Origin of the sequence: Bacillus sp. SW14 (genome assembly GCF_047608225.1) — a bacterium.
Lineage (GTDB): Bacteria > Bacillota > Bacilli > Bacillales > Bacillaceae > Bacillus > Bacillus subtilis_G.
The window spans coordinates 2,285,051-2,300,425 of sequence record NZ_JBLKRW010000001.1; the positions used below are offsets into that span (position 1 = coordinate 2,285,051).

Annotated in this window: 12 protein-coding genes and 2 pseudogenes; 11 read left to right on the forward strand and 3 right to left on the reverse strand. The window is 45.2% G+C overall.

The features are described from left to right. The first annotated feature begins 18 nt into the window (after positions 1-18). The 7 genes from ACMX2I_RS12035 (at position 19) to nrnB (ending at position 7,877) form a co-directional block, all read left to right on the forward strand. Entirely contained in the window at positions 19-1,665 is a 1,647-nt protein-coding gene (locus ACMX2I_RS12035; protein ID WP_414957060.1) for an AMP-binding protein, read from the forward strand. 9 nt (positions 1,666-1,674) lie between these two features. After that, positions 1,675-3,009 (forward strand): acetyl-CoA carboxylase biotin carboxylase subunit, encoded by a 1,335-nt coding sequence (locus tag ACMX2I_RS12040; RefSeq protein ID WP_414957061.1) that lies wholly within the window; start codon positions 1,675-1,677, stop codon positions 3,007-3,009. Positions 3,010-3,023: 14 nt separating this feature from the next. Further along, complete coding sequence (locus tag ACMX2I_RS12045; RefSeq protein WP_087991394.1) at positions 3,024-3,245, forward strand: acetyl-CoA carboxylase biotin carboxyl carrier protein subunit; 222 nt, start codon at positions 3,024-3,026, stop codon at positions 3,243-3,245. Between the two features lie 14 nt (positions 3,246-3,259). Further along, positions 3,260-4,162, forward strand: coding sequence for a hydroxymethylglutaryl-CoA lyase (gene ldeG / locus ACMX2I_RS12050; protein WP_414957062.1), 903 nt, complete (start codon positions 3,260-3,262; stop codon positions 4,160-4,162). 17 nt (positions 4,163-4,179) lie between these two features. Continuing rightward, entirely contained in the window at positions 4,180-4,962 is a 783-nt protein-coding gene (locus ACMX2I_RS12055) for an enoyl-CoA hydratase (RefSeq protein ID WP_414957063.1), read from the forward strand. Positions 4,963-4,972: 10 nt separating this feature from the next. Next, a complete protein-coding gene (locus ACMX2I_RS12060) occupies positions 4,973-6,508 on the forward strand; it encodes an acyl-CoA carboxylase subunit beta (RefSeq protein WP_414957064.1) in 1,536 nt (511 codons plus the stop codon). A gap of 169 nt (positions 6,509-6,677) precedes the next feature. Continuing rightward, a complete protein-coding gene (gene nrnB / locus ACMX2I_RS12065) occupies positions 6,678-7,877 on the forward strand; it encodes an oligoribonuclease NrnB (protein ID WP_414957065.1) in 1,200 nt (399 codons plus the stop codon). A gap of 48 nt (positions 7,878-7,925) precedes the next feature. Here the strand turns inward: nrnB and ACMX2I_RS12070 are convergent, their stop codons facing one another. The 3 genes from ACMX2I_RS12070 to ACMX2I_RS12080 form a co-directional block, all read right to left on the reverse strand. Further along, positions 7,926-8,522 (reverse strand): DedA family protein, encoded by a 597-nt coding sequence (locus ACMX2I_RS12070; RefSeq protein WP_148961693.1) that lies wholly within the window; start codon positions 8,520-8,522, stop codon positions 7,926-7,928. A 73-nt stretch (positions 8,523-8,595) separates the two neighbouring features. Then, on the reverse strand, positions 8,596-9,489 hold the full coding sequence (galU, locus tag ACMX2I_RS12075; RefSeq protein ID WP_414957066.1) for a UTP--glucose-1-phosphate uridylyltransferase GalU: 894 nt from the start codon (positions 9,487-9,489) through the stop codon (positions 8,596-8,598). Positions 9,490-9,495: 6 nt separating this feature from the next. Continuing rightward, the gene (locus tag ACMX2I_RS12080) at positions 9,496-9,954 is read right to left on the reverse strand and encodes a GtrA family protein (protein ID WP_414957067.1); all 459 of its coding nucleotides are present in this window, start codon (positions 9,952-9,954) and stop codon (positions 9,496-9,498) included. Positions 9,955-10,149: 195 nt separating this feature from the next. Between ACMX2I_RS12080 and ACMX2I_RS12085 the strand changes: the two are divergent. The 4 genes and pseudogenes from ACMX2I_RS12085 to ACMX2I_RS12100 all read left to right on the forward strand — a co-directional run. Continuing rightward, positions 10,150-10,350: pseudogene (locus ACMX2I_RS12085) on the forward strand (6-carboxyhexanoate--CoA ligase); the annotation flags it as partial. Positions 10,351-10,820: 470 nt separating this feature from the next. After that, a complete protein-coding gene (locus ACMX2I_RS12090) occupies positions 10,821-12,359 on the forward strand; it encodes a glycoside hydrolase family 43 protein (protein WP_414957068.1) in 1,539 nt (512 codons plus the stop codon). 71 nt (positions 12,360-12,430) lie between these two features. After that, positions 12,431-13,702, forward strand: a complete 1,272-nt coding sequence (gene xynC, locus ACMX2I_RS12095; protein WP_414957069.1) for a glucuronoarabinoxylan endo-1,4-beta-xylanase XynC — start codon at positions 12,431-12,433, stop codon at positions 13,700-13,702. 583 nt (positions 13,703-14,285) lie between these two features. After that, positions 14,286-15,319 (forward strand): annotated as a pseudogene (locus ACMX2I_RS12100) (choline esterase). Positions 15,320-15,375 lie beyond the last annotated feature (56 nt).

Sequence of the window (15,375 nt, forward strand, 5' to 3'; positions counted from 1 at the left end):
AGAAAGGAGGAACAATGCATGGCTGAACTCATCCATTCCACAATCGGCAGACTGCTGGAACAAACCGCTGAAACCTATCCCGACCAAGAAGCGGTTGTTTATCCAGACAGACATATCCGCTATACGTACGCCCAATTTGACAGCCTGTGCCGTCAAACCGCTAAAGCACTCATGCGGATGGGGATTGGGAAAGGAGACCACGTAGCCATATGGGCTTCAAATATCCCCGAATGGCTGGCCGTTCAGTTCGCCACCGCAAAAATCGGAGCCGTGCTCGTGACCGTCAATACCAATTACCAAGCACACGAGCTCGATTACTTGTTAAAGCAATCGGATGCCGCGGCGCTTATTGTCATGGATTCATACCGGGGCACTTCTTACACAGACATCCTGAACAGCCTCATTCCAGAGCTGCAAACCGCCGAGCCCGGGCAGCTGACATCAGAACGCTATCCCTTTTTAAAAATGCTGATCTATATTGGCGATAAACCTTTGCCGGGCATGTATCATTGGGGGGATACAGAGAGATTTGCAAAAACAGTGACAGATGCTGAGCTGGAAGCAAGAATGAACAGCCTTGAAAAAGACGATGTGATCAACATGCAATACACATCAGGAACGACAGGGTTTCCTAAAGGTGTGATGCTGACCCATTTTAATGTCATCAATAACGCTGCCAATATCGCTGAATGTATGGCATTAACCTCTCAAGACCGCATGTGCATCCCTGTCCCGTTTTTTCACTGTTTCGGATGCGTGCTCGGGGTTTTGGCGTGTGTGTCCGTCGGGGCAGCCATGATACCTGTACAGGAATTTGATCCCGTTACCGTCCTTAAAACGGTCGAAAAAGAGAAATGTACAGCGCTCCACGGCGTGCCGACCATGTTTATCGCCGAGCTGCATCATCCCGATTTTGAAGCATATGATTTATCGACGCTCCGAACAGGCATCATGGCCGGCTCTCCCTGTCCAAGTGAAGTGATGAAAGCTGTCATTGAAAAGATGGGCATGAAAGATATTACGATCGCCTATGGACAAACCGAAGCCTCACCGGTCATTACGCAAACGAGAGCCAATGATTCCTTCATAAGGAGAGTCGATACAACAGGCCGCGCCCTGCCTCATGCAGAAGTGAAAATTGTAGAGCCCGGAACATGTCAAGAAGTTCAAAGAGGCGTGCAGGGAGAGCTATGCACCCGCGGCTACCATGTCATGAAAGGCTATTATAAAGACGAAGAAGCGACTAGAAAAGCAATCAATTACGACGGATGGCTGTTTACCGGAGATCTTGCTGTCATGGATGAAGACGGGTACTGCCGCATCACCGGAAGATTAAAAGATATGCTCATCAGAGGCGGTGAGAACATTTACCCTCGGGAAATCGAAGAATTTTTATACCGGCATCCCGCTATTATAGATGTACAGGTCGTTGGTGTGCCTGATGCCAAATTCGGGGAAGAGGCCGCAGCGTGGATTAAACTAAAAGACGGAAAAAGCGTTTCATCTGAAGAGCTTAAATCCTATTGCAAAGGGAAAATCGCCCGCCATAAAATTCCGCGTTATGTGATTTTTACAGACGAGTACCCGATGACGGCTTCAGGTAAAATTCAAAAATATAAACTGCGTGAAAAAACGATTGAACTGTTCAACTTATCATGTCAATGAGGTGAAGCCATGTTTACAAAAGTACTAATCGCCAACCGCGGAGAAATCGCAATGAGAATTATCCGAACGTGCAGCCGCCTCGGCATCAAAACGGTCGCGGTTTATTCAGAAGCAGACAGAGACGCACCCCATACAAAGGCGGCCACAGAGGCTTATTTGATCGGGGAATCAAGAGTGAGTGAAAGTTATTTAAATATAGAGAGAATGATAGAGACGGCAAAAAAAGCAAACGCCGACGCGATCCACCCGGGATACGGGTTATTATCAGAAAACAGCCGATTCGCTGAACGCTGCAAGCAAGAAAACATCGTGTTTATCGGCCCTGCACCCGATATCATCGCAAAGATGGGCAGCAAAATTGAAGCGCGAAAAGCAATGGAGGCAGCAGGAGTCCCTGTCGTTCCCGGCATTTCTGAATCCCTCGGAGACATTCAGGCAGCTTGCCTCACCGCACGTCAAATCGGCTACCCTGTCATGCTGAAAGCTTCAGCGGGCGGAGGAGGCATCGGAATGCAGCTTGTTCAGAACGAAGAAGCATTAAGAAAGGCATACGAGGGGAACAAAAAGCGCGCCGCAGATTTTTTCGGCGACGGGTCGATGTATATAGAGAAAGTCATTGAACATGCCCGCCACATCGAAGTTCAGCTTTTGGCCGATCAGCATGGCCATACAGTACACCTGTTTGAACGCGATTGCTCAGTTCAAAGACGCCATCAAAAGGTCATTGAAGAAGCGCCGTCCCCATTTTTAGATGATGAACTGAGAATGAAGATCGGGCAAACGGCAGTAAAAGCAGCCAAAGCGATCGGCTATACGAACGCAGGAACCATTGAATTTTTAGTTGATCCGAATCAAAACTTTTATTTCCTCGAAATGAATACAAGATTGCAAGTTGAACACCCCGTGACTGAAGAAATAACAGGCCTAGACTTAGTAGAGAAGCAGTTACGTATTGCTGCGGGCCAAACTCTCACATTCTCTCAAAAAGACATCAAACGAAACGGGCATGCGATAGAGGTCAGAATATACGCGGAAGATCCGAAGACCTTCTATCCGTCACCGGGAACGATCTCTGCGTTTTCACTCCCTGGCCAAACAGGCGTCAGACACGAATGTGCGGTAGCGAAAGGCAGTACTGTCACCCCTTTTTATGACCCGATGATCGCCAAAATGATTGTCAAAGGCCAAAACAGAGAGGAGGCAATTGAAAAACTGGAGACAGCGCTCCGCGACTATCTGATAGAGGGAATCAAAACAAATCTTCCGCTTCTCATACAGGCTGCGGCATCTAAAGCATTTAAAGAAGGGGATGTTACGACTGACTTTTTGAAACAACACCTATAAAGGAGGCAGTTGTCATGACAGTTAAGATACAAATGGCGGGAAACCTGTGGAAAGTGCACGTAAAAGCCGGCGACCAAATTGAAAAAGGCCAGGAAGTTGCCATTCTGGAATCAATGAAAATGGAAATACCGATCGTTTCAGACAGAAGCGGAATCGTAAAAGAAGTCAAAAAACATGAGGGCGATTTCGCAAATGAAGGAGATGTGCTGCTCGTACTGAGCGATTCCACTCAATAATCTGGAGGAAGAACATGCCATATCCTAAAAAAGTGAAGATCAAAGAAGTCGGTCCGCGTGACGGCTTACAAAACGAGCCCGTATGGATCGCAACAGAAGATAAAATCACTTGGGTCAACCAGCTTTCCCGGACAGGGATTTCCTACATCGAAATCACATCCTTCGTGCACCCGAAATGGATTCCGGCGCTTCGAGATGCGATAGACGTCGCAAAAGGCATCGACCGTGTAAAGGAGGTAACGTACGCGGCACTTGTTCCGAATCAAAAGGGACTGGAGAATGCGCTTGAAGGAGGCATTGACGAAGCTTGCGTCTTTATGTCCGCCAGCGAGACGCACAATAGAAAAAACATCAACAAATCGACTTCTGAAACTCTTCACATTCTCAAACAAGTAAACGATGACGCAATAAAAGCAAACCTCACAACAAGAGCCTACCTCTCAACCGTTTTCGGCTGTCCATACGAAAAAGATGTCCCCATTGAACAAGTGATTCGCCTTTCTGAAGCCCTATTTGAATTTGGAATTTCTGAACTGTCGCTTGGAGATACAATCGGAGCGGCAAATCCCGCCCAAGTTGAAACCGTGCTTGAAGCTCTTTTGCCACGATTCCCCGCCAATCAATTGGCCCTGCATTTTCATGATACGAGAGGAACGGCGCTGGCCAACATGGTCACAGCGCTCCAAATGGGCATCACTGTGTTCGACGGCTCGGCAGGCGGGCTTGGAGGCTGCCCATATGCTCCAGGTTCGTCAGGAAACGCCGCAACTGAGGACATCGTGTATATGCTTGAACACATGGGCATCAAAACAAATGTAAAGCTCGATAAACTGCTTTCTGCGGCCAAATGGATAGAAGAGAAAATGGGCAAACAACTGCCGAGCCGAAATTTACAGGTGTTTAAATCATCTTCATAAAAGAGAGGACAAATACAATGGAAGAATCTATTCTTTTTACCGTTCAAAACGACCACATTGCCGTGATCACTTTACATAGGCCTCAGGCGGCAAATGCTCTTTCAGCGGAAATGCTCAGAAACCTGCATGTGATTCTTCAGGAAATTGAATTCAATGCAAACATCCGCTGCGTCATCCTCACAGGTACCGGCGAAAAAGCGTTTTGCGCGGGGGCAGACTTAAAAGAACGGCTAAAGCTGAAAGAAGATCAGGTTCTTGAAAGTGTATCTCTCATTCAAAGAACCGCGGCTTTGCTTGAAGCCCTGCCGCAGCCGGTTATAGCTGCGATAAACGGAAGCGCATTGGGCGGCGGTCTTGAATTGTCATTGGCATGCGACCTTCGAATCGCAACTGAATCTGCCGTGCTGGGCCTTCCGGAAACAGGGTTAGCCATTATCCCAGGCGCTGGAGGAACCCAAAGGCTCCCGCGGCTGATCGGCAGAGGAAAAGCAAAAGAATTAATTTATACAGGCAGACGCGTAACTGCACACGAAGCAAAGGAGATAGGCCTTGTAGAGCATGTCACGGCACCCTGTGACCTCATGCCAAAAGCAGAGGAACTGGCCGCAGCCATTTCTGCCAACGGGCCGATCGCTGTCCGTCAGGCTAAATTCGCAATCAATAAAGGATTGGAGACAGATCTCGCTACAGGTCTGGCGATTGAACAAAAAGCATATGAACATACCATTCCGACAAAAGACAGAAGAGAAGGACTTCAGGCGTTTCAAGAAAAAAGACGGGCCGTATACAAGGGAATATAAAAGGGAGGCAATGCTCATGGATTATGAAAAGGAACGAACAGAACGGGCCGATCGGATACGACAAGGCGGGGCGGAAAAGTATCATCAGAGCAACCAAGAAAAAGGCAAGCTCTTTGTCAGAGAACGGCTTGCTCTTTTGTTTGACGATGAAATCGAGCTTGAAGACGCTTTTTTTGCGGAATGCATGTCAGACGGGCTTCCCGCTGACGGAGTCATAACAGCCATCGGCAAAATCGGCGGCCAAACCGTTTGCGCCATGGCCAATGACTCAACGGTAAAAGCAGGCTCATGGGGAGCGAAAACCGTTGAAAAAATCATCAGAATCCAAGAAACAGCGGAAAAATTAAACTGTCCGCTCCTTTATTTAGTCGATTCGGCAGGCGCTAGAATCACCGACCAAATCAATGTATTTCCAGGGAGACGCGGCGCGGGAAGAATTTTTTACAATCAAGTCAAATTATCAGGGCGCATTCCGCAAATCTGCCTGCTATTCGGGCCGTCTGCCGCAGGAGGCGCTTATATCCCGGCCTTTTGTGACATAGTCGTCATGGTAGACGGTAACGCCTCCATGTATTTAGGCTCACCAAGGATGGCGGAAATGGTCATTGGCGAAAAAGTGTCTCTCGAAGAAATGGGCGGCGCCCGTATGCATTGCTCAATCTCAGGGTGCGGAGATATTCTTGCAGACACTGAAGAAGAAGCCATACGTCTGGCACGGGCTTATTTATCGTACTTTCCGGCTAATTATCAAGCTAAAGCGCCCATTCAGGATAAACGCCCGCCACAACACTTCGACAGCCCGCTTGCCGACGTCATTCCGCAGAACCAAAATGCGCCATTTGATATGCATGAGCTGATAGAGCGGGTCATTGATGAAGACTCATTTTTTGAAATCAAAGCTTTATTCGCACCTGAATTAATAACGGGCCTCGCACGAATTCACGGGCAGCCTGTCGGCATTGTTGCAAATCAGCCGAAGGTAAAAGGAGGCGTCTTATTCCATGATTCAGCAGACAAAGCGGCTAAATTTATTACCTTATGTGACGCGTTTCATATCCCATTGCTGTTCTTAGCAGATATTCCCGGCTTTATGATCGGCACAAAGGTAGAACAAGCCGGCATCATCAGGCACGGAGCAAAAATGATTTCAGCGATGTCAGAGGCAACTGTTCCCAAGCTCTCTGTCATTGTCCGAAAAGCGTACGGAGCGGGGTTGTACGCAATGGCAGGGCCGGCATTTGAACCGGATTGCTGCTTGGCGCTCCCAACCGCCCAAATCGCCGTCATGGGCCCAGAAGCAGCTGTAAACGCCGTCTACGCGAAAAAAATCGCCGAGCTGCCGAAAGAAGAGAGGGTGCCATTTATCAGCAGCAAACGGGAGGAATACAAAGAGGACATCAATATATACCGCCTGGCTTCAGAGATGATCATCGATGCCGTCATTCCAGCCAATTCGCTGCGTGATGAACTGGCCAAACGGCTCAAGGCATATATGACAAAGGAAATGACATTTACCAATCGAAAGCATCCGGTTTATCCGGTGTAAAAAAGCAAGGAATGAGGGAGGAGCGCAAAAGGCGCTCTTTCTTTATTAACAATAATCACATTATGTTAACTAATCAACTTTGCATAAAACGCTATGTTTTTTAGAATAGTAAATAAAGGCTGCCTCACTAGCGGCAATTATCAGTTCATCATAAAAAGGGGCCTACATGATGTATCATTTATATTCACATAACGACTTGGACGGAGTAGGGTGCGGAATCGTAGCAAAATTGGCTTTCGGGAAAGATGTTGAGATCCGGTATAACTCTGTCAACGGCTTAAACGCTCAGGTGCAGCACTTTTTAGAAAAAGCGAAAGAGAACAACAGACAAGACGCGTTATTCATCACCGATCTCGCTGTTAACGAAGAAAACGAAGAGAGATTGAATGAGTATGTTCATGCGGGCGGAAAAGTGAAGCTGATTGACCATCATAAAACAGCTCTTCATTTAAATGAGCATGAATGGGGATTTGTCCAAGTGGAATACGATGATGGACGGCTTTCATCGGCCACATCGCTGTTATATGACTATCTCGTTAAAAATGGCTTCATGAAACCGACAAATGCCTTAGATCAATTCACAGAACTCGTCCGCCAATATGATACATGGGAATGGGAGCGGTACGATCAAAAACAGGCGAAGCGGCTTAATGACCTTTTCTTTTTGCTGTCAATCGATGAATTTGAAAAAAAAATGATTCAGCGTCTTTCTGCGCATGATGAATTTTTCTTTGATGAATTTGAAGAAAAGCTGCTTGATTTAGAAGACGAAAAAATCGAGCGCTACCTTCGCAGGAAGAAAAGGGAATTGGTGCAAACCTTTGTTCACGAACACTGTGCGGGCATCGTTCACGCAGAATCGTACCATTCAGAGCTTGGAAACAGACTTGGAAAAGAAAATCCGCATCTTGATTACATTGCGATTTTAAGCATGGGGTCAAAACGAGTCAGCCTGCGCACCATTCACGATGACATCGATGTGTCAGAAATCGCCGGCCGATACGGAGGCGGAGGACATGCAAAGGCATCCGGCTGTTCTATAACCGACGAAGTATACGAATTGTTTGTTGCTGAAGCATTCCGAATTGATCCTGTCAGGCCGGATGCTTTCCGTAACTTCTATAACCTAAAGGGGTCTGCCAACGGATCATTATATGAAAATCGCGCACAAATGAGATTTTTTCTGTTTCCTTTAGACAACGAGTGGAATATCCAAATTAACGGGGAAACACAGGATGAAACATTCACATCTTTTGAAGAAGCAGAATGGTTTATGAAAAGAAATTATGCCGCATCGCTCGTGCGTGATGAAGTATTTGTCGCATTTTTAGCGGAACACTTGAAGCTGGCAAACCAACAGCGCAGATAAAAAAATATGCATAGGGGTGCATCAATCATCCCTATGCATATCCGCCAGCTATCGTTTAAAAATGGCTGTGCGTTTTTTAATCACAAAATAAAGGGCAATCACGACAATAGCCAGTATCATAATCGGTGTTGTATAAGTGCCCGCAATGTTCTCAACATCATCCCACTGGCTTCCGAGCTGAATGCCTAAATAAACAAACAGGATAGACCACGGAATGATCGCGAGTACAGTCAGGACCACAAATTTGGAAAACGGCATTTTGGCAATGCCTGCGGGGATGGATATCGCATGTCTGACAACCGGTATAAAACGTGCCGAGAAGACAACCCCCGTGCCGTACTTTTGAAACCAGTTTTCTGACATATCAATATGATGCTTTTTAATCAATAAGTACTTCCCGTATTTGTCCAAAAACGGTCTGCCGCCATAGCGACCGATCCAATAAATAAAGATCTGGGCAATGGTGCCTCCTATAACACCCGCAATAATGGCGCCAATAAATCCAATCGTGCCTTCCGATACCATATAGCCGCCATAGGCCAATACAATTTCACTCGGTATGATTTCGATCATCAAACCAATTGCAATGCCCGCATATCCCATATTCGTCAGCCAAGTTAAAATTTCGCTTATCAAACTGCCCACATTCTTCACAACCTGTCCTTATCTTTTTCACTATTATATGACTGATTGACGAGCAAGATGGTTACAAATTTTTTTATCGCAGCACTTCTTTTGTTTCCCGTTTGAGCACTTCTTCTAAATAAGCTAAAAGCTGAGATCTCATTTCAGGACGCATTAAGCCGATTTCGGTGCTTGCTTTAAAACAGCCCAATTTATCGCCAATGTCATATCGTTTTCCTTCCAGAAGCCGCGCATGAATAGGCTGGGTGCGGCAAACCTCACGAAGTGCATCTGTTAATTGAATCTCATTGCCTGCGCCTCTCCCGATCGACTTCAAAACAGGGAAGATAGAAGGGTTCAGTACATATCGTCCCATCACTGCAATTTCGGAAGGGGCTTCTTCCAGAGACGGCTTTTCAACTAAATCGTTCACTTCATACACATGGCCTTGAGAGCCTGATGTCTGAATAATACCATATTTGCTGACATCCTCAGGAAGAACAGACTGTACGCCGACAACCTCTGTGCCATAAGCGGCGTATACATCCATTAATTGCCGAAGAGCCGGTTTTTCAGACACCATAATATCATCGCCTAAGAGGACGGCAAACGGTTCATCTCCGATAAAATGCTCCGCACACAGCACAGCATGACCTAATCCAAGCGGTTCTTTCTGGCGGATATAATGAATATTGGCCAAATCGGCAATCTGCTGCATTTCCTTAAGCGTCTTCGTCTTGCCTTTTTCCCGCAGATTGAATTCCAATTCCGCCGATCGGTCAAAATGATCTTCAATCGAGCGTTTGTTTCTCCCTGTAATAATCAGTATATCTTCAATTCCTGACTCTACGGCTTCTTCTACAATGTATTGAATTGCTGGTTTGTCGACAATCGGGAGCATTTCTTTCGGCTGCGCCTTTGTCGCCGGCAGAAATCTCGTTCCTAAACCCGCTGCGGGAATGACCGCTTTTCTCACTTTTTTTCTCATTCATCTTCACTCCTGATCCTGTATGTTTTTCAGCGAATCTCCAAATACCCAGATTCGGTTTCCGATAAAATTCATCATCATTCCGCCGATAGTGGCGGCGAGCTTACTCACCAAAAGCGAACAGCCGACTTTTTGAAACAAATAAAGCAGCAAAAAGGTGATCCCCGACGCGGCAATATTAATCATGAGAAAGCGCACGATCTCTTTTCCGTCAGCCTTACGTTTTACACGAAACGTCCAATTCCGGTTCCACACATAGCTGTTGATGATACCTGCCGAATAGGAGCAGATCTGTGCCAGCAGATAAGGGACATGACAAGCGGTGAGAAGAAAGAAGACACCAAAATCTATCAGCGTATTGCCGACGCCCACGGTGCAAAAACGGCCTAATGTTTTTATTTTTTCTTTCAGCATAACGGCACTCGGTTTTGACCTCCCTTCATAAAAAATGCAGATGGCTGTCACATTTGTTGATATGAATTACTTTAGCGGACAGTGTTGAATAAACAATTACTAAAATATGAACAAAACATGAAAAAATAATGAGGCCTTGCAGATTCATTACGTTAACATTTTGCTAGAAACTTTAATATTCTGTATAGGTGTTAATAATCATGTTAGTTAGCATTATTTTTTAAGATGAGAAAGGAGGGGAATGTGATGCAGGAAGAAACATATAAGAGCTTCCCAGGACGCCCCCATGAACAAGGCGGAAAACACATTTCCGGCGGAGAACGGCTCATCACTTACAGCAGTTTACAGGAAGCGGTGAATGGCTTATTACATAATGGCTTCTCGCATTCAAGAGGACAGATTCAGCTTAAAAGCGCTAATGAACCGATCAAAACGATCCGCACTTTATAATATCGAAGAAAATGTGGATGCAATTCGATCTATTATCAAAAGGATTGAAGAACGGCATCATCAAGGACTTGTTCTTGATGAACAACTGTCAATGGGATCGTTTGCGGGAGACGCAAAGTTTGACAAAATGTAAATGATCAAGTGTAAAACGCCGCTGGCCTGGCAGTCAGCGGCGTTTTTTATTAAAAAGGCGAGAGTAATACTCCTGTGTTTGTAAGGCTTACTCTAGAAATCGTCCAATTTATGCGTTCTTCATGACCAGTTGTCATCAAATGGTAAAAAATAACCTCCATTTTAAGGAAAAAGAAGGATGTCAAGTTATTAGAAAAAAGTGTAGCCTATGTTTATGGGTTCTAGCTTTATTATTGAGTTGCTTATCTGCGGAGTCTGCTTTTGCTGCCGGTCTACAATTTGTCCTCAAATGTTAAAAGACCCCCATTTTAAAGAAAAAGGAGGAGTGTTAAGTTATGAGTAAAAAGTGTAGCGTATGTTTATGGGTCCTTGCTTTATTATTGAGTTGCTTATTTGGGGAGTCTGCGTATGCTGCCAGTACTACAATTGCAAAACATCCAGGCAATTCAAACCCGCTTATAGACCATCATTTGGGAGCAGATCCGTTTGCGCTGACCTATAACGGAAGAGTCTACATCTATATGTCAAGCGATGACTATGAATATAATAGCGACGGAACGATTAAGGATAATTCATTTGCCAATTTGAATAAAATATTCGTCATATCTTCAGCGGATATGGTGAACTGGACAGATCACGGAGCGATTCCGATAGCGGGTGCCAATGGGGCGAATGGCGGCCGGGGGATTGCCAAATGGGCAGGAGCATCATGGGCCCCGTCAGCCGCGGTGAAAAAGATCAATGGTAAGGATAAATTTTTCCTTTATTTCGCAAACGGTGGCGGAGGTATCGGGGTTCACACCGCAGACAGCCCGACCGGCCCATGGACAGATCCGATCGGAAAAGCGCTGGTAACGCCAAATACGCCAGGAATGTCCGGTGTTGTATGGCTTTTTGATCCGGCAGTATTCGTAGATGATGATGGTGCCGGTTACCTATATGCCGGCGGAGGCGTTCCGGGCGGTTCAAATCCCACGCAGGGGCAATGGGCCAATCCTAAAACAGCAAGAGTCATGAAATTAGGGCCTGATATGACCAGTGTTGTTGGAAGTGCATCTACGATTGATGCGCCTTTTATGTTTGAAGATTCGGGAATGCATAAGCATGACGGAAAATATTATTATTCCTATTGCATCAATTTCGGGGGCACGCATCCGGCCGATAAACCCCCAGGTGAGATCGGCTATATGACCAGCTCAAGTCCCATGGGTCCCTTTACGTATAGAGGGCACTTCCTGAAAAACCCGGGTGCATTTTTCGGAGGCGGCGGAAACAACCATCATGCTGTTTTCAATTTAAAAAACGAGTGGTATGTGGTGTACCATGCTCAAACTGTCAGTTCCGCTCTGTTCGGGGCCGGCAAAGGATACCGTTCTCCCCATATTAATAAGCTGGTGCATAATGCAGATGGATCCCTTCAAGAGGTTGCGGCAAATTATGCAGGCGTAACACAGCTTTCCAACTTGAATCCATATAACCGGGTAGAAGCGGAAACGTTTGCCTGGAACGGACGGATTTTGACAGAGGCATCCTCAGCACCCGGCGGGCCAGTCAATAATCAACATGTCACAAACATTCATAACGGAGACTGGATTGCTGTAGGAAATGCAGACTTCGGGTCAGGCGGTGCCAGGACGTTTAAAGCAAATGTAGCATCTGCTGGAGGCGGAAAAATAGAAGTGCGTCTCGATAGCGCAAACGGCAAGCTTGCAGGAACCCTGAATGTACCTTCCACAGGTGGAGCGCAAACCTGGAGAGAAATAGAAACTGCAGTAAGCGGCGCAACCGGTGTGCACAAAGTTTTCTTTGTATTTACCGGAACAGGTACAGGAAACTTGTTTAATTTTGATTACTGGCAGTTTACGCAAAGATAGCACCGGTTGTTTGCAATATAAAAGGAGACAGATAGATTTTTTAATACCATAAAAGACAAGGAGAGGAAAAAATGATTTCAAGGGTAAAAAAACCAATTTGTGTATTATTGGTATGTTTCACTATGCTGTCAGTAATGTTAGCCGGGCCAGGCGCTACTGAAGTTTTGGCAGCAAGTGATGTAACAGTTAATTTATCTGCAGATAAACAAGTGATTCGCGGTTTTGGAGGCATGAACCACCCGGCTTGGATTGGAGATTTGACAGCAGCTCAAAGAGAAACCGCTTTTGGCAATGGACAGAATCAGTTAGGTTTTTCAATCTTAAGAATTCATGTGGATGAAAATAGAAATAATTGGTACAGAGAACTGGAGACTGCAAAGAGTGCGATCAAACATGGAGCAATCGTTTTTGCTTCTCCCTGGAATCCTCCAAGCAATATGGTTGAGACCTTCAATCATAATGGTGACACATCAGCTAAACGCCTAAGATACGATAAGTACGCCGCATACGCGCAGCACCTTAACGATTTCGTTACCTTCATGAAGAGTAATGGAGTGAATCTGTATGCGATTTCCATCCAAAACGAGCCTGATTACGCTCACGAGTGGACGTGGTGGACGCCGCAAGAAATACTTCGCTTTATGAGAGAAAACGCAGGCTCGATAAATGCCCGTGTCATTGCACCCGAGTCATTTCAATACTTGAAGAATTTGTCTGACCCAATCTTGAACGATCCTCAGGCTCTTGCCAATATGGATATTCTCGGAACCCACCTGTATGGAACTCAGGTCAGTCAATTCCCTTATCCTCTTTTTAAACAAAAAGGAGCGGGGAAGGACCTTTGGATGACGGAAGTATACTATCCGAACAGTGATAACAACTCGGCGGATCGATGGCCCGAGGCCTTGGATGTTTCACAACATATTCACAATTCGATGGTTGAAGGGGATTTTCAAGCTTATGTTTGGTGGTACATCCGAAGATCATATGGTCCTATGAAAGAAGATGGCACGATCAGCAAACGTGGCTACAATATGGCTCATTTCTCAAAGTTTGTGCGCCCTGGATATGTAAGGATTGATGCAACGAAAAATCCTAATCCGAACGTTTACGTGTCAGCCTATAAAGGTGACAACAAGGTCGTTATTGTTGCCATTAACAAAAGCAACACAGGAGTTAACCAAAACTTTGTTTTGCAGAATGGATCTGCTTCTCAGGTATCTAGATGGATAACAAGCGGAAGCAGCAATCTTCAACCTGGAACGAATCTCAATGTAACGGGCAATCATTTTTGGGCCCATCTTCCAGCTCAAAGCGTGACAACATTTGTCGCAAATCGTTAAGGGTACTAAGGCAAAGGGTGCCGATCAAGTCTCATTTTCAATAGAATGTCTGAATTTAAGCGATTTTCTGATCAGAAAATCGCTTTTTTCGTGTCGTGCGTCATTTTGAAGAAGATACTAAATTAGAGGGAGAAGAAGTGTACAAGGAAGTAAACATAGATCCATTTTATGCGTTGTAAACACTAGTCAAATAAGTATTTTATCATTTAATGAATCCATTTTTATGTTCTCTTTGCAGAAAGTAAAGTGGATTCATTATTATTTGGGAAAGTAAAACTGAATCCATTCTGAACGACTGATGCACTATTACTGAGACATTATGAATATTTATAGAAGGGTATTGTAGAACCTTGGCGAAATTTTATAGAAATATCTTGTTAAAAGAGGTGTGTACATGTATTCGCCCATTAACATTAAAAGAAGCAGCAAGTTCGGTAAAAGGAATGTTCGTTTGTTCAGTGATCTAGAATATGATTTTTGGGTTCTTGTTGAAACAGACCCTAAAACAGTTTTGAAAAGCGCTTATAGCGCAATGTATGTATTTCACATTCGCCACTTTTATTAATTAAGGGGGAACAAGAGAATGAAAACTTATGACGCATTTCCAGAACCAATTGGCGGCTATACTGTCGGTCGAACCCAGATGGATTTTGAGTACACGGTATCAGATCACTCTAAAAGAGAATTGACGGCGTTAAGGATGTTTTCTCTATAGATATCAAGACCCAGTGTTACGACGACCTTGCTCTCTCCGTGAAGGAAAAGCGCTATCCGGTGTTATTCTATGCTTGCGGCGGGGGCGGTTCTCCAGAATGGGGTACAGTGATCTGTACAGACTTGGCAAGCATGGGATATGTTGTGGTAAGCATCGGCCATCAGAATAGCACGATGTATAAGCGTAAAGATGGGCGCCTGTTTAATGTATCAAAGGATTTTTCGGATGTCATTATGGCGTTTTCTGAAGATCCGGAGATGCTGTCGTTGGCTGGTAAGATGGAGATGCGGCCTGACGATGAAACTGCCATTGAGATGTGCCGTAACGTTCTTACACTGCCTATAGTTTCCAAGTTAACAGAGTATAGTGAATTACAGGCAGAAGATGTAAGGTATGTAGCCGATTATCTTTACAAACTGGACTCTGGAGAACTGAATTCCATCTTTAAGGACAGATTGTTGCTTGACATCGGCATGGGCATAGTCGGACATTCTTATGGAGGGCCTACGACGGCGATTGTTTGCCGGGACGACGACCGGTTCGCCTGCGGGATTGGCTTGGATAGCGGTGCGTTCGGCCTTCTCGACAGCGACCTAAAGAAACCCTTTTTGCTACTGTTTTGTGAACCTAACTATAACATGAATGCGATAATTGGCGCTAACAATAGCATGGAAACCTACTATTTCTCTGTTGATCGTGTTGCGCATTTAGATTACTGCGACATCGTGTTTACCAGTGTTAATGAGGAACTCAGAGGCGAACGGGATGCTATGGAGATGCGAAATCTTGTTACAGACTATACGAAGAACTTTTTTGATCATTACATACTGCAGAAGGCTGCAAGTGTGGAAAGTCTGGCATACGATGACGTGGACTTGATCAAGAAGACCAGCAACAAGTGACATAATCAAGAGGTTGCTGATAAAGCATGCCAAAGAGTTAGCCGTTTGTTTTGTCT